The organism is Pseudobutyrivibrio sp. YE44 (genome assembly GCF_900104335.1).
Lineage (GTDB): Bacteria > Bacillota > Clostridia > Lachnospirales > Lachnospiraceae > Pseudobutyrivibrio.
Map to the genome: position 1 here is coordinate 1 of NZ_FMXT01000019.1, position 15334 is coordinate 15334.

At 44.5% G+C, this 15334-nt stretch carries 14 protein-coding genes; all 14 read right to left on the reverse strand.

Annotated features, from left to right (window positions below):
• Positions 1-132: 132 nt before the first annotated feature.
• The gene (locus BLR54_RS14375; protein WP_090422266.1) at positions 133-753 is read right to left on the reverse strand and encodes an acetyltransferase; all 621 of its coding nucleotides are present in this window, start codon (positions 751-753) and stop codon (positions 133-135) included.
• A gap of 189 nt (positions 754-942) precedes the next feature.
• Positions 943-1641 (reverse strand): acylneuraminate cytidylyltransferase family protein, encoded by a 699-nt coding sequence (locus BLR54_RS14380; RefSeq protein ID WP_090422268.1) that lies wholly within the window; start codon positions 1639-1641, stop codon positions 943-945.
• Entirely contained in the window at positions 1642-2682 is a 1041-nt protein-coding gene (locus BLR54_RS14385) for an N-acetylneuraminate synthase family protein (protein ID WP_090422270.1), read from the reverse strand.
• Positions 2683-2741: 59 nt separating this feature from the next.
• A complete protein-coding gene (locus BLR54_RS14390) occupies positions 2742-3086 on the reverse strand; it encodes an EamA family transporter (protein ID WP_090422272.1) in 345 nt (114 codons plus the stop codon).
• Positions 3079-3468, reverse strand: coding sequence for a DMT family transporter (locus BLR54_RS14395; RefSeq protein WP_090422274.1), 390 nt, complete (start codon positions 3466-3468; stop codon positions 3079-3081). The genes BLR54_RS14390 and BLR54_RS14395 overlap by 8 nt, the downstream gene beginning before the upstream one ends.
• A 160-nt stretch (positions 3469-3628) precedes the next feature.
• Positions 3629-4672: a polysaccharide biosynthesis protein gene (locus BLR54_RS14400; RefSeq protein WP_090422276.1), complete on the reverse strand. Its 1044-nt coding sequence runs from the start codon at positions 4670-4672 to the stop codon at positions 3629-3631.
• A gap of 228 nt (positions 4673-4900) precedes the next feature.
• Positions 4901-6061: a non-hydrolyzing UDP-N-acetylglucosamine 2-epimerase gene (gene wecB / locus BLR54_RS14405; protein ID WP_304441957.1), complete on the reverse strand. Its 1161-nt coding sequence runs from the start codon at positions 6059-6061 to the stop codon at positions 4901-4903.
• A 219-nt stretch (positions 6062-6280) separates the two neighbouring features.
• On the reverse strand, positions 6281-7501 hold the full coding sequence (locus BLR54_RS14410) for a polysaccharide biosynthesis C-terminal domain-containing protein (RefSeq protein WP_090422280.1): 1221 nt from the start codon (positions 7499-7501) through the stop codon (positions 6281-6283).
• A gap of 179 nt (positions 7502-7680) precedes the next feature.
• Positions 7681-8082 carry a DUF6548 family protein gene (locus tag BLR54_RS14415; protein ID WP_090422282.1) on the reverse strand — a complete coding sequence of 134 codons (402 nt, stop codon included), beginning with the start codon at positions 8080-8082 and terminating at the stop codon, positions 7681-7683.
• Between the two features lie 18 nt (positions 8083-8100).
• A complete protein-coding gene (locus BLR54_RS14420; protein WP_090422285.1) occupies positions 8101-9063 on the reverse strand; it encodes a glycosyltransferase family 2 protein in 963 nt (320 codons plus the stop codon).
• Positions 9064-9169: 106 nt separating this feature from the next.
• Complete coding sequence (locus BLR54_RS14425) at positions 9170-11122, reverse strand: nucleoside-diphosphate sugar epimerase/dehydratase (RefSeq protein WP_090422287.1); 1953 nt, start codon at positions 11120-11122, stop codon at positions 9170-9172.
• 124 nt (positions 11123-11246) lie between these two features.
• The gene (locus BLR54_RS14430) at positions 11247-11843 is read right to left on the reverse strand and encodes a hypothetical protein (RefSeq protein WP_090422289.1); all 597 of its coding nucleotides are present in this window, start codon (positions 11841-11843) and stop codon (positions 11247-11249) included.
• Between the two features lie 68 nt (positions 11844-11911).
• The gene (locus BLR54_RS14435; RefSeq protein ID WP_090422291.1) at positions 11912-13210 is read right to left on the reverse strand and encodes a DegT/DnrJ/EryC1/StrS family aminotransferase; all 1299 of its coding nucleotides are present in this window, start codon (positions 13208-13210) and stop codon (positions 11912-11914) included.
• 250 nt (positions 13211-13460) lie between these two features.
• The gene (locus tag BLR54_RS14440; protein WP_090422293.1) at positions 13461-15125 is read right to left on the reverse strand and encodes a glucosyltransferase domain-containing protein; all 1665 of its coding nucleotides are present in this window, start codon (positions 15123-15125) and stop codon (positions 13461-13463) included.
• Positions 15126-15334 lie beyond the last annotated feature (209 nt).

Genomic DNA, 15334 nt, shown 5'->3' on the forward strand with positions numbered 1-15334 from the left:
AAATATCATTCTAGGCAGTAAATTGTTACTTGAGTTTACTACCTGTAAAAGAATTCTCATATCAAGTAGTAAAAAAATATAGCTTCTTGATTTTCTGAGTAAAATCAAGAAGCTATGAAAGATTTCATAATTTTAAAATGGCACAAATCTTGCAGGTACACCTGCATACTTGCCAGGTTTTTCAATATTTTTAACAACCACGGTGCCGGCGCAAAGGAAAACATCTTCGCAAAGGTCGATGTTGTTGCTGACAATTGAACCTATGCCAAGCCAGCAGTTGTCGCCCACCTTTACGGTGCCAGCGGTGTGGCTGCCCACTGAAACATGGACGTAATCTCCGATTACATTGTCGTGGTCCACTGAAGCGCTGGTGTTGATGATGCAGCCTTTGCCGATGGCGGTGCCAGGATTGATTACGGCCCCAGCCATTATGACGGTGCCTTCACCAATAGTCACATCATAGGCAACAGTTGCTGCAGGATGAATGAGAGTTACAATATCAGCTCCCATCTCCTCCAGATGTTCCTGAACCTTGCGGCGGATTTTGCCATCACCGATTCCAACGACAAAATCATAGTGATGCTGCAGATAATAATCCAGATCTGTATCTTCGTCTGCCACAGGATATTCTCCCAGCATGTCAATCTCAGGATTCTTATCTATAAAAACAATGTCATCATATCCATTTAACAGGGCAATATCTGCCACAACCTTGCAATGGCCGCTGGCACCCATAATAGCGATACTTTTCATGTTGAATCCCCTCTATTCCTTTTGTTAATGTTTAACAAAGAACTTTGCATTCTCAAAGTTCCAAAAATCTCAGTTTCTTTCCGCTGGTTACTTTCAGAATCTATAGTTTCTTATAAATCCAGAGTCTCTTCAGCATATAGATTCCCTCATGAAACTCAGATTTTTCAGATTTTCATACAAAGAATTACTCTAATTCCCCTGAGCCTTCTTCATCAAAAACTCTGCATACTCAAAGTCGTCAATGTTATCGATATCGATGGACTCAAGGCGGCCCATTACATAGCCGTATGTGTTGTCAGAGTAGTACGTTCTCTTCTCTTTTAAAAGCTTGTAATCAAGGATGTAGATGGCACCGTTTGGAATATAGTAGGCATCGTTTACCTGACGGTTGTTGACGATGGCTCCCTTCATTCCAAAGCCTGCGTTGGCGATGCAGCCTCTGTCATCCATGTTCATGTACCAGCTTGGAGGAGTCTCAGCCTCAGTAACAGAGATAAGCGTGTCACTACCCTGTGCCTTGAAAGCCTCAACAGCTCCGTCGATGTGAGCCACGGTTCTAAGAGGAGCAGTTGGAAGAAGCACCATGAATTTCTCGATTGGCTCTCCTGTCTCCTTCATCATAAACTCGGTGGCGTGAATGTAAACATCCACGGCGGTGGCTGTGTCACTGGCAAGCTCTGCAGGACGCATGAATGGTACCTCAGCTCCGGCCTCTCTTGCCACGCGGGCAATTTCCTCATCGTCAGTGGTGACAATGACACGGTCGATATATTTTGATGCAAGGGCAGCCTCTACCGCATATGCGATAAGGGGCTTTCCTAATAATGGCTTAATGTTTTTTCCTGGAAGGCCCTTTGAACCTCCGCGGGCAGGAATAATCGCTAACATTTAAAAATCTCCCATTTGAATAATCTCGTCGAATTCCAAATCTCTCTTGGCTTCCTTGCCAATTACAAACTCATAGTACTTTGGAGAAATGCCAGTACCTGGACGCTTGTAATCAATGTCAGCCTCTGTGATAATCTCGCCCTTCTTAATTGGACGAGCTGCAACGATGCTTCGCTGGAAGGCGTCGCGACGCTCCTTGTCCTCGTTGACAACCTTTTCGTAAGAACCGAGCATCTTGTAGCCGCGCTGAGCAGCCTCGCAAATCTGCTTCAAATCCTCTGGGTCAGCAGAAACCTTGTGGTCCCAACCTACCATGTTCTTATCAAGAGTGAAGTGCTTCTCGATGATGCACACGCCCTTTGTAACAGACATAATTGGAGCCAAAGCGCCAAGTGTGTGATCTGAATAACCAGTTGGAAGCTGGAAGGCTGTACGAAGCATGTCGATGTTGTTAAGGTTAACCTGCTCATCAGCTGGTGGATAAATTGAAACGCAGTGAAGAAGATAAATGTCGTCGCATCCATTCTCCTTCAAAGTGTCAACAGCCACGCTAACATCTGCAAGACTGCAAAGGCCTGTACTCATAACAACAGGCTTGCCCTTTGTTGCGATGTACTTAAGGAATGGCACGTTGTTCAAATCCATTGAAGCAACCTTGATGAATGGCACGTTGAGCTCGTCAACAAGCATATCAACCTCAGCCTTTGAGAAAGGTGTTGATGCAAACTCGATGCCCACTTTGTCGCAATAATCCTTAAGCTCCTTGTGCTGAGCCTTGTCGATGGCATAAGCATCCACGATTGACTCAAGTGTGTAATCTGTACGATTTCTATAATCATCCCTAAGGAAATAGTTGTCGTTGTAAACCTTACGAGAGAAGATAGAATCCTTTGTCCAAGACTGGAACTTGACACAGTCAGCGCCGCACTCCTTGGCAATGTCTATCATCTTCTTTGCAAGCTCAATGTCGCCGTTGTGGTTTGCACCGATTTCGGCAATGACATAAGCCTGACCATATTCTTTAACTTCTGAAAACTTCATTTATTTTTCCTCCTAGATAGAGTAAAAATCCCAGCCTTTTCCACTGAGATTTTCAAATCCTATTTAACGCCTAATGCGGCGATTACAATACCAGCGATAATGATAAGAAGACCTAAGCCCTTCTTCTTGCTGATGTGCTCACCAAGGAAAATCTTTCCAAGGATGGCAACCCAAATGTAGCCTGTAGCCTCAAGGATTGGGCCCAACGATAATGGAACCATCTTGTAAGCAAATACAGGGCACAATGAAGCGATAAAGAAAACTCCATATGCGCCTATTACCATTGGATTAAGATATTCAGCAAGCTTGTTAGGATATTCTTTTTCAGCTGATTTCTTCAAAACGATTTGTGAGCATGATGCAATAAATGTTCCGAAGAGCATAACAAGTACATATTTAAGCATTCTCGTTGCCCTCCTTATCCTGAACCTTTTCGACGTTTTCCTCGTCGCCAGCAACGACTAAGTAAACACCGACAATAACAATTAATGCACCAATAACTCTTTGAACTGTAATCTTCTCTGCGAATAATGTTGCTCCCCAAATCATTCCCCAGATTGTTGTTACAGCCTTATTAGCGTATGTGGCAATCAGCGGCAAATGCTTAAGAACCTGCTGCCAAGCGATTGCGTAAAATCCCAAAATACAGATTACGATACCATAGAAGAAAATCCAGTTCTTTGTCAAAGGATCATATCCGCTGGCAAGCTTAGAACAAATACCACTTGCCGAGAAAATAGCAATAATTATGTGAAGAAATATATACCACTTAATATTCTTTTTCATTCGTAACTCCTTAATTAACTACTAACGGCTCATTATCTATGCAAGCGCGAGCAGGAAGGCTCCATGCCAAGCTAGGAGGGAGCCGCGAAGCGGAAAGTTGCCTAGCTTGAGTATGGAGGGTGCCCTGCGGGAGCATGATATCCTATGTTGCCGTTAGTTCTTATTTGTTCCAGTTTTCAAGCATTTCCTTTACGTAATCGGTTGTCATGATCTTGTCGATGGTGCCCTGTACGTCGAGGCGCTGTGTGTTGTGTGATGTGTAAGCATCGCTTGCCATTGTATGAACTTCTCCGTTTACGAAGAACTTGTCATAGTTCAGGTCGCGGCCATCAGGAAGGACGCGGTAGTAGTTGCCCATATCTACTGAGCGAACACACTCTTCGTTAGTCATAAGTGTCTCGAAGAGCTTCTCGCCGTGACGTGTTCCGATAATCTTTGTACCTGTGTCGCCAAAGAGCTGCTGAACAGCCTTTGCAAGGTCGCCGATTGTTGAAGCATCTGACTTCTGAACAAAAAGATCACCTGGCTCGCCGTGCTCGAAAGCAAACATTACGAGAGCAACTGCCTCATCAAGGTTCATAAGGAAACGTGTCATCTCTGGGTCAGTGATTGTGATTGGGTTTCCTGCCTTAATCTGGTCGATGAAAAGAGGAATAACTGAACCACGAGAGCACATAACGTTGCCGTAACGTGTGGTACAGATTGTTGTCTTGCCAGCTGCAACACGAGCGTTTGCGCCGATAACCTTTTCCATCATAGCCTTTGAAATACCCATGGCATTGATTGGGTATGCAGCCTTGTCTGTTGAAAGACAAACCACACGCTGAACGCCAGCCTCAACTGCTGCGTGAAGCACATTGTCTGTTCCCTCTACATTTGTACGAACAGCTTCCATTGGGAAGAACTCGCAAGATGGAACCTGCTTAAGAGCTGCTGCGTGGAAGATGAAATCTACACCTGGCATAGCATCCTGAACAGAGCGCATGTTTCTAACATCACCGATGTAGAACTTAACCTTGCCTGCTAGATCTGGGTGCTCAGCCTGAAGCTGATGACGCATGTCATCCTGCTTCTTCTCGTCTCTTGAGAAGATTCTGATTTCCTTTAAATCTGAATCCAGGAAGTGCTTCAAAACAGTTGAACCGAATGAGCCTGTACCTCCAGTAATCATCAAAGTCTTATCTTTAAATAATTCGCAATTCATTTTATTATCTCCAATCCGCTGATTAGTTCTTTACTATTACATGCTCCCGCAGGCCACCTTCCATACTTCGCTAGGCAACCTCCCCTTCGGGTTCCTTCCTAGCTTGCATGGAGCCTTCCTGCTCGCGCTTGCTTAGTGTTTGTTCTAATCAGCTCATTTAAAATATTTACATATCTTTATCGTCGGCCATAGGCCTCCTGGCTTTCAAAACCATCACATTGTTCGGTTTTAAAAGTCACTTTTTCTCCATACCATCTTATTTACGATACCTGTGTACGACTGAATTATTTTTACGACCTTCGTAGATACGTTTTCTTCTACGTAATCAGGGACTGGGATGCCGTAGTCGCCAGCTTCGTTCATGTCGATGGCAGTTGTAACAGCCTGAAGCAATGACGCCTCGTCGATACCAGCGATGAAGAAGCACGCTTTATCTAACGCTTCTGGGCGCTCGGTAGAGGTGCGGATGCACACTGCTGGGAATGGCTTGCCAATGCTTGTGAAGAAACTTGATTCCTCTGGAAGAGTTCCTGAGTCTGAAACCACTGCAAAGGCGTTCATCTGCAAGTGATTGTAATCGTGGAATCCAAGTGGCTCGTGCATGCGAACACGTGGGTCAAGCTTGAAGCCTGTAGCCTCAAGACGCTTGCGTGAACGTGGGTGACAGCTGTAAAGAATTGGCATATCGTACTTTTCTGCCAACTTGTTGATGGCTGTGAAAAGGGATGTGAAATTCTTTTCTGTGTCGATGTTCTCCTCGCGGTGAGCTGAAAGAAGGATGTACTTCTTTGGCTCGAGGCCAAGCTTATTTAAAACATCTGATGCCTCGATGGCTTCAAGATTCTCATGAAGAACCTCTGCCATTGGCGAGCCTGTCACATATGTGCGCTCCTTTGGAAGACCGCAGTCTGCCAAGTAGCGGCGGGCATGCTCTGAATATGCCATGTTCACATCAGAAATAATATCGACTATACGACGATTTGTCTCCTCTGGAAGACACTCATCCTTGCATCGGTTTCCAGCTTCCATATGGAAGATTGGAATGTGCAATCTCTTTGCAGCAATAGCTGAAAGGCATGAGTTTGTGTCACCAAGAATCAAAAGGGCATCTGGCTGAATTTCCACCATAAGCTCATAAGAACGAGCGATAATGTTGCCCACGGTCTGGCCAAGGTTGTCACCAACGGCGTCCATGTAAACCTCTGGGTCATCCAGCTGCAAATCCTTGAAGAACACACCATTTAAATTGTAGTCATAGTTTTGACCTGTGTGAGCAAGCACACAGTCGAAGTACTTGCGGCACTTTTTGATTACTGCAGCAAGTCGGATTATCTCTGGGCGAGTGCCTACGATAATCAGGAGCTTAAGTTTTCCATTGTTTTTAAACATTCTGTAACCTCTAATCCGCATCCTACTTCCAGTTCATCATGCTCCCGCAGGCCACCTTCCATACTCAAGCAAGGGAACCTCCCAAAGGGTTCCTCCTTCCTTGGCATGGAGCCTCTCCGTTCCACTCCGGTCGGTGCTGAGCAAAGGTCCACCGGACCTTTAGCACCCTGCTCGCGCTTGCCAACTTTTTCTTTAGGATGCTCATTATAAAATACTTAACTATACTTCTTCGCGGAACGTATCTGGCTTCGCTGGGTCCAGAAGTTCGTTGGCCCACATGAGAGTTACCAGATCCTGGGAGTCTGATAAGTTGATGATGTTGTGGGCGTAGCCTGGAAGCATGTGGATGGCCTGAATCTTCTCGCCAGTCACTTCGTATTCGATGACTGGGAATGGGTTGCCATTTTCATCCACGCCAACGCGACGCTGCTGAATCAGGCCGTGGCCAGAAACAACAATGAAGAATTCCCACTTTGTGTGGTGCCAGTGCTGGCCTTTTGTAATGCCAGGCTTGCTTATATTAACTGAGAACTGGCCGTGGCTGCCGGTCTTCAAAAGCTCTGTGAAGGAGCCACGGTCGTCGCAGTTCATTTTCAAATCAAAGATTGCCTTGTCCTGTGGAAGGTAGCTAAGGTATGTGCTGTAAAGCTTTTTAGCAAAGCTGCCAGAAGGAATATCAGGCATCATAAGGGTGGTTGGCTGAGCTACGAAGGTATCCAGAAGCTCAACGATTTCACCAAGGGTAACTCGATGAGAAACTGGCACGTATGCGTAGCGACCTGCTGTATCAGGAACCACCTGACCGTCCTCATCATAATCGCAACGGTGCTCGTCGCCTAAGACAGCTGAAATCATTTCATCTACCAAATCATCAATATACACAAGTTCAAGCTCTGTGCTTGGGTCATTAACTGTGATATCCAATCCGTTTGCCTTGTTGTGGCAGAAGGTGGCAACAGCTGAGTTGTAGTTTGGTCTGCACCATTTTCCAAAAAGATTTGGGAAACGATATACGATGACCTTTGCCCCGGTCTCCTCTCCATACTTGAAGAAAAGCTCCTCGCCAGCAAGCTTGCTTTTGCCATAATCACTGCCTGCATAGCGGCCAAGAAGTGTGGCCTGCACCGAAGATGAAAGCATCACTGGGCAAGTGTTGCCATGTTTTTTTAATGTATCAAGAAGGACACTGGCGAAACCAAAATTGCCCTCCATAAATTCTGAAGTTTCTTTTGGACGATTGACCCCAGCAAGATTGAAAACAAAATCGCAATCGCTGCAATAGCGGTCAAGCTCCTCTGGAGTGGAATCCTTGTCGTACTCATAGATGGTCAATTCCTCTGAAAGACTATGGAACTTGTCGCGACCATCAGAAGCACATTTGAGTGTTTCCACAAGATTTTTACCAACAAATCCGGCTGCGCCGGTAACTAGAATTTTCAAAATATTTTCTCCTAGATTTTTATTAGCTGACTACCAGAACTGGTTTTGAACCCACTTCTAGTCATAGTCTTTTTGATTATAGCACAATCAAAAAGGAAGTGCACTAAATGTACACTTCCTTATTAAGCAAAATATAAATCAACTTTCTTAGCAAGTTATTTCTTAATTAAGAAATCGATCTAGGAGAACAACTTCTTCAACTTCCCTAAGAATCCCTTTTCATTTTTCTTCTTAGAAAAATCTATCTTGCTGTACTTAGAAAGAACATCTGCCTCCGCGTCCAGCTTCTCCTTGAACACCTGCATCCAAACCACATCCTCATCCTTGCCCTGAAAGTGCTCGAAGGCAACCTTCCCATCCTTCAGATGGGTGAATCTGGTTCTGATGTGCTGCATCCTTTTAAAGGTGTCATCCCACTCAGGGATGTGCTCTCTGGCCTCAGTGTAGCAGTCCTTCATCTTTTCCATATATTTTTTAACGCCGTCCTCTTCCACGCCAAACTTCTGCGCTAACATGTCATCAAAAAGAACATATGCGTCGAAAAATCGCTCATTCACAACTCTGTTTTTTGAACTAAGCATAAGAAACCCCTCTATTAGTTATTTCTGTTCTTCCCCGTCTTTGGTGATGACGCTGTCCACAATGTAAATCGGACGGCTCTTCACCTCGGCAAAAATAATTGCCAGATACTCGGAAATAAATCCGAGGATGATGAACAGCACTCCAAACATTACGCAAAGCACAACAATGATGGTGGAATAACCAGCTGGTTGCTTGTTAAGGAAGTACTGAACAATTGAATAAATCAGCAAAATAATTGCTGCTAAAATCGAAAATACGCCTGCATAGATTCCCATTTTAAGTGGCGCATCTGAGAAATTACAGATAGCGTTTAGGGAAAGCTTTATCAAGGATTTGATGTTGTAGTTGCTTTCGCCTGCCACTCTAGCCTGTGCTCTAAACTCTAAGGTTGTCTTTTTAAAGCCAACGTTTTGAACATAGCCGCGAAGGAATCTAACGCGCTCGCGATAATCCTGTCTCAACACCTTTGCCACTCTGCGAGAAATAGCAAAGAAATCCGAAGAATTATTTTCGAACTTCGTCTTTCCAGACAGAGCGTTCATCACCTTGTAAAAGGCTGCTGAAGTGATTCGCTTGATGATGCCAGCGTCATCTCTGGCTGTACGAATCATGGAAATCACATCGTAGCCTTCATCAAACTTTTTGATGATATCTGGAATGGACTCTGGTGGATGCTGAAGATCCGCGTCCATGCAAACGATGCCGTCACCAGCGGCGTAGTCGATTCCGGCAATCATGGCAGCCTCATGGCCACGGTTGGCTGCAAAGTTTATAACCGCCACCTTCTCATCCTGTGCTGCAAACTCCTTTAGGATTTCAAGACTGGTATCCTTGCTGCCATCATTCACGAAAATCAGCTCGTAGTCCCAGCCTGTGTTCTCATGGGCTTGCTGCAATATAGGAGTGGTGTGGTCGTAAAACTGCTGGAGCCCCAACTCCTCGTTATATACTGATACAACTATGGAAATCTTTTTTCCCATAAAGTTTCCTCTCGAATAGTTAAGTAAAAATTATTTAGTAAATAAGATTTTCTTTCAGGGATGCTGCCCTCAAAAATCAAAGGCTCACTAAATTCCTGGTAATGCTCTAGCCCTTAAATGTAGGTACTGTCTCTCTAATCTTCTGAACCACCTCAGGTGCCTCGTTGTCGTAAGCAAGCTTCATAAGCTCACGAAGATTTCCGAGGAACTCATCTGCGTCAAACTTGATTGGCTCAGCCACGTGGATAAGATGATTCTCTGTCTCCTTAAGGCCTTCCTCGCTCATAAGCTTTTCTTCGTAAAGCTTCTCGCCTGGACGAAGACCGATTTCCTTAATCTCAATGTCGATTTCAGGACGAAGACCAGCAAGCTCAATCATGTTGCGAGCAAGGTCGAGAATCTTCACTGGCTCACCCATGTCGAGAACGAAAATCTCACCGCCAGATGCGTTTGCACCAGCCTTAAGTACAAGGCTGACTGCCTCTGGAATGGTCATGAAATATCTGATGATATCGCGGTGTGTCAAAGTGATAGGACCACCGTTTGCAATCTGCTTCTTGAAAAGTGGAACAACAGAACCGTTGGAACCAAGCACGTTACCAAAACGAACTGCCACGTACTCTGTGTGTCCGCTGCCTGCAGCAACTGGCTGCATATCGCTGGTATCAATATCCACCTGATGTGTGATGAGAGCTGGAAGCTGATCCTCACGATTGCTTCGAACCATAGCATCAAAGGTCTGGATAATCATTTCGCATATACGTTTTGTGGCACCCATAACGTTTGTAGGGTTAACTGCCTTGTCAGTACTGATAAGAACGAAACGGTCGCAGCCAAACTTCATAGCAGCGAAGGCTGTCTTGTAGGTACCAACTGCATTGTTCTTGATTGCCTCACAAGGGCTATCCTCCATAAGAGGCACGTGCTTGTGGGCAGCTGCATGATAGCAAATGTTTGGACGATATGTCTCAAACACTGACTCGATACGACGAGCATCACGAACAGAACCGATAAGTGTAACTAGGTCAAGCTCAGGATATTTGCGCTTAAGCTCAAGCTGAATATCGTAAGCATTGTTTTCATAAACATCAAAAATGATGAGCTGCTTTGGCTCGTACTTTGCAATCTGACGACAAAGCTCGGAACCAATGGAACCGCCACCACCTGTAACGAGAACTACCTTGCCCTTAAGCTGAGCAGCAACATCCTCCTGGTGGAGGCTGATTGGATCACGTCCGAGAACATCTTCGATGGTGATGTTCTGAAGGTTTCCAGCGCTGACGATGCCAGCCTTTTCAGCGTACATATTTGGAAGCTGCTTGATGTGACAGTTTGTCTCCTTGCAGATGTTGATGAGGTTTCTCTTCTCGCTAGGAGTAAGGCTTGCGATAGCGATGTAGATTTCTTTGATCTCGTATTTTTCAACAGCCCAAAGAATCTTTTCGCGACCACCAACAACCTCTACGCCGTCGATGTAACGTCCCCACTTATTCTGGTTGTCATCGATGATAGCAACAACCTTTGCATGGCCGTTTGCGCCACCCTTGATGAAGTTTACATCACGAAGAATCATGCGGCCGGCAGAACCTGCACCAATAAGAAGTACATTTGAGTCTGCGCCGTTTGCCTCACGATTGTCACGAAGCAACAGAATAAATCTGTAGGAAAATCTGATTGCCACTCCGAAGAAGAACTGGAAGGCAATACCGAAAACATAGTAAGAAATTGGCATTCTGTAAACTACAGCAGTTACGAAGAAGGCCTTTGCGGCGATGGTAATTACTGTGGCGAACACCATATGTTTAAGCTCGTAGAAGCTGGCGAAACGCCAAATACTTCTGTAGAGACCAAATGCCCAATAAATAAATATCGTAAATACGGAATAAGGAACAATAATCTTCAGATACATGTCCAGATAGCCTGGTGAAATGTGGCTAAACTGGCAATCGAATCTGAACCATAATGCCAAGAAATAAGAAAATATTATTGTAAATACATCATAAGCAACCAAAAGATATGCTATCTTCTGCCAATGCTGAATTTTTGTTTTAGTTTCCATAATAAATGTTTGAAAATCTCCTAGATTATAATGTGACTCAGGCGTTGGCGCAGCCCGCGTCATAAAACCGAAAAATGCAGGCCGAACCAAGGTCTCCCCAGTCCGACCTGCTAATTAGCTTTGTTTAGTAAAGAATTCCTGCTGGAATGTTTACATCGTGCCACTGTCCATCCACACAAACCTTGTTAGATTTCATGTCGCTGTTTGTGATGGCCTCAACGCCACAAGCATCCATGAAGAACTCGAAAGTCTCTGCATATCCTTCTGGAGCTGTTGGAAGTGTAGCCATTGGAGCAGTGATGTGATAGCAAGCGTTGTCAGCTGTCTTTCCTGACTTGATGTTTGCTGTCATCCATGCCTCTACAGCCTTAACCTTTTCGCCGTCTGTCATGTCATCTTTAATGATTGTGTTAAGAACGTCGATGGCAAACACCTTTGCAGGAATGGTGTCTGTAGGATTCTGAGCATTAAGAATGTCCTTTGTAATCTTTACGATACGGCCCTCCTCTGCTCCGAAATATTTATAGTGATTGTAAAGCGCTGCCTTATCCTCACCGAAGGCTGCCTTCAAATCTGCATAGCGATTAGCGTAATCAGCTGAATCGAAAGCATCCTCTGTAATGTCATAGTTGTATACCTTTGCTTCTGCCACTGTTGAAGTTGAAACAAAAGCAACCGCTGTCATTGATAAAACTAAAAGTCTTGCAAATAATTTTCTCATAAACCCTCCTGTGTATACGTTAAAGTTTACCTCTTACTTAATAACACATTATAACATCACTTGTCCTATTATTCAAAACAAGCGCGAACAACCTCGATGATTCTCTCCTGCTCAGCTGGAGACATCTTGTTATCACTTGGGAGGCAAAGTCCTCTCTCGAAAATGTCAGTGCCCATATCAAGTGGAAGTCCGTCTGAACCAAGAACGCCGCCTGAGATGTATGCGTTTGTAACTGCACGTCCATTTCCCTCACGAGTGATGAATGGATTGAGACGGTAGATTGGCTGCATGTGCATTGGCTTCCAGATTGGACGGCCCTCTGCGTTGATGCTTGCAATTGCCTGAAGGATTTCTGTTGGGCAGCTCTTGCCGTGCTCTGGTGTAAAGAGCGCTTCGTGCTCGCCGCGAACCTGTGGACACATTGCATCCTTGTCGATGATGAGACATGACAACCAGTAGTTTGGCTCTGAATTCTCAAGATCCATAGGATTCATCTGAACTGGAAGTCCCTTGAAGCCCTCCTTATATCTTTCATAAATCGCCTTCTTCTGAGCGATATGAACATCCAAATATGGAAGCTGACCGCGGATAACGCCGGCAATAACGTTGCTCATTCTATAGTTGTAACCAAGCTCCTCGTGCTGATACCAAGCAGCTGCCTCGCGGGCCTGTGTAGACCACTTGCGAACCTTCTCAGCTGCCTCCTTTGAATTTGTAAGGAAGCATCCGCCTGATGAACCTGTGATGATTTTGTTTCCGTTGAAGGAAATTGTGTTGAAGCTACCGAAGGAACCTGTCTGAACCCCCTTGTAAGTTGCGCCGAAGGACTCAGCTGCATCCTCAATAAGGATTGCGCCGTGCTTCTTTACGATAGCGCTGATCTCGTCAATTTTTCCAGGTGTTCCGTAAAGGTGAGCGCAAACAACCACCTTAACCTCTGGGTAAATCTCGAAGGCCTTTTCAAGAGCCACTGGATCCATATTCCAAGTATCTGTTTCAGTGTCGATGAAAACAGGGATTCCCCCCTCATAAACAACAGGATTAACTGTTGCATCAAAAGTCATATCTGTACAGAAAACCTTGTGTCCTTCAAGACATCCATGACCAACTGCTGGCATACCATAAGCTTCGATTCCAGCAAGCTTCATTGAAAGATGAAGAGATGCTGTTCCAGCTGAAAGACCGACTGCGTACTTCACGCCAACCTTCTCAGCGCAGAGCTTTTCAACCTCTGTGATGTTGGTGCCTGCTGTTGTCATCCAGTTTGTGTCGTATGCCTCCTGGATGTACTTTAATTCCTCACCATGCATGGTTGGTGTTGCAAGGAAAACCTTGTTTTCAAACTTATCAAAATTCTTAGAATACATTTTCTTTACCTCTTTGAGTTTGCAAATTAATCCTGTTTTCAGGTTATAACTTTATTAAAAGCTAGTTAACAATCTACATTCAAAGTACACTCTTATATTACTTATTTTTATTAGCTAGCTCACTAATTCTTTTCTTAAATAATCTAAAGACTATTTTCTCTGCATTTAGTTCTGATTCTGAATCTGCTGTTGCTTCTGCAATTTGTTCTGCTCTTTATTCTGCAGTTGACTCAGTACTTGGCTATTATGCTTATTCTTCACTTGGCTCCCCAAGCTTTACTATAACCCTTCCGTCTACAACTGCAATAGAGCCGTCATTAGGATAGGTTGGCATAGCCTTTACCTTTGCCTCTTTAGCCACAGTGCCGTCATCATCTATGAGATGCTCATTTCCAAATCCGATATGTTCCTTTATAAAATGGATTGAGCCGCCATAGCTTACAATGTCTGTGTAACGAGGATATTTTTCCAGCTTCACTGCATCCAACTGACTGTTGTTGTCCACCTCCACGAAGGTGCCGTCATCAAGGTCAGCCCAGCCAACGAAGATAACATCCATATCCTCTTCAAAACCGTCGCAGGTTTTGATAGCTGTCACCAGCTGGTTGAAATATGCGCTTGCCTGCTCCTCTGCGATTTCCGCCTTCATGTAGGCTGCGTTGTCCATGTATATGTAGCCGAAGGTCATAATGGCAAGGCAGGCGATTTGGAGCCAGGTTACAGCTGCCAGTGGGCTCATCTTTGTTGAGCTACTGTCAGTATTAGCTGATTTTGAAGCACCAGTCTCTTTTATGGTTTCATTACCTCCAGTTGATTCACACTGCTGCAAACGTTCCAATCTTGCAATAAGAAGGATTGGGAATAGGTAAACGAAGATATCTCCGTAAACCATCAACGAATCCACCTTGTACTCACTGCTGGTGGAAAGCAGGTAAACCATGTTCATTCCGATTGGAATGAGCACAAGTCCCAAAAGACTCACAAGCTTTATTGAAAGCTGGGACTTGCTATTTTTAAGCAGGATTGCGATTTGAAGAATTGTCACAATCACAATCACCGCTGTAAATGCCTTTTGATATAATACTGCATTTATTCCGGCCTGTCCAAATCCGAAGAAGGCTTTGAGAGAACCCACCAAGACAGTCGGGAACTTTGCCAAGGAATATCCTTCATCCATGCCCTTGTAGTCAACGGCTGTGATACCCTTGATTGCCATGGTGAGCTTTCGCATCAACGCCCAAAGCACCAAGCTAAGGCCAAGATTTGCAAGATAAATGATTCCTGTTTTTATATAGTCAATTGGGCTTTGGAACTTGTCGTCCAACACTCCCATAAAAAGCTTAATCAAAAAGAGGACAACTGTCACTGCCAGGAAGGCCTGATACAAGCCAAGGCTCATGGTAGCAAAAAGAGTTGCCAAGACGAAGCCCTTGAGATTCAAGTTTTCTGTCAGTGCCTTTGCGGCCGTCACCGAAAGCAGCAACGCCAAGTGATATTCCCAGGATGTAAACATAAATGAAAATATGCTTGTAACCACTGGGTAAACCACCATGATTGCACCAATGGATGCTGCCAAGAATTTGCTTTCGATGTCAAACATCTTCACCAGCAACATGGCTGCTATGGCAACGAAGATGATGGACAATCCTCCATTAAATACCGGCACAGAAAACAGCTTTGTAGTCTTCATCTGAAGGTCGTAAATGAATCCCAGCATCCAGCGGCCAGATTCATAGGTTCCTCCCAAATTAAAAAGACAAGCTGAATTGTCATGATATGAAATTCTGTTAAAAAGCACATATCCGTGTGCCACCAATCCCGCTATCAGTGTGGCGTAGAAGCAGTAGAACTGCTGGGGCGACAAGCTTCGTACCACACGTGAAATGGAGCTTTCAATTCTATTTGTGTAATCCATAGTTTACTCGATTCAAAAATAATGTCAGTTATACATATGTCAAATGATATTTTGTATTCTAGCTGGTAGTTCACAAGGTTAAGCTGGCAAGTATCTATCTCAAGCTAGTAGGCATCAAGCTCTTATATTTCTTAAATGAGGCTTTCTATAGCCGAATGTAGAAATCATAAGGCTTGTAGCCGTAACTAGCGTAAGTTTAAAACCATAAC

Bases quoted from the DNA above. Each gene is read 5' to 3' on its own strand.
- BLR54_RS14400 (WP_090422276.1), bottom strand. From the start codon at position 4,672: ATGAATTGCGAATTATTTAAAGATAAGACTTTGATGATTACTGGAGGT.
- BLR54_RS14440 (WP_090422293.1), bottom strand. From the start codon at position 15,125: ATGGATTACACAAATAGAATTGAAAGCTCCATTTCACGTGTGGTACGA.
- BLR54_RS14375 (WP_090422266.1), bottom strand. From the start codon at position 753: ATGAAAAGTATCGCTATTATGGGTGCCAGCGGCCATTGCAAGGTTGTG.
- BLR54_RS14390 (WP_090422272.1), bottom strand. From the start codon at position 3,086: ATGCTTAAATATGTACTTGTTATGCTCTTCGGAACATTTATTGCATCA.
- BLR54_RS14430 (WP_090422289.1), bottom strand. From the start codon at position 11,843: ATGAGAAAATTATTTGCAAGACTTTTAGTTTTATCAATGACAGCGGTT.
- BLR54_RS14425 (WP_090422287.1), bottom strand. From the start codon at position 11,122: ATGGAAACTAAAACAAAAATTCAGCATTGGCAGAAGATAGCATATCTT.
- BLR54_RS14385 (WP_090422270.1), bottom strand. From the start codon at position 2,682: ATGAAGTTTTCAGAAGTTAAAGAATATGGTCAGGCTTATGTCATTGCC.
- BLR54_RS14415 (WP_090422282.1), bottom strand. From the start codon at position 8,082: ATGCTTAGTTCAAAAAACAGAGTTGTGAATGAGCGATTTTTCGACGCA.
- BLR54_RS14420 (WP_090422285.1), bottom strand. From the start codon at position 9,063: ATGGGAAAAAAGATTTCCATAGTTGTATCAGTATATAACGAGGAGTTG.
- wecB (WP_304441957.1), bottom strand. From the start codon at position 6,061: ATGTTTAAAAACAATGGAAAACTTAAGCTCCTGATTATCGTAGGCACT.
- BLR54_RS14395 (WP_090422274.1), bottom strand. From the start codon at position 3,468: ATGAAAAAGAATATTAAGTGGTATATATTTCTTCACATAATTATTGCT.
- BLR54_RS14435 (WP_090422291.1), bottom strand. From the start codon at position 13,210: ATGTATTCTAAGAATTTTGATAAGTTTGAAAACAAGGTTTTCCTTGCA.
- BLR54_RS14380 (WP_090422268.1), bottom strand. From the start codon at position 1,641: ATGTTAGCGATTATTCCTGCCCGCGGAGGTTCAAAGGGCCTTCCAGGA.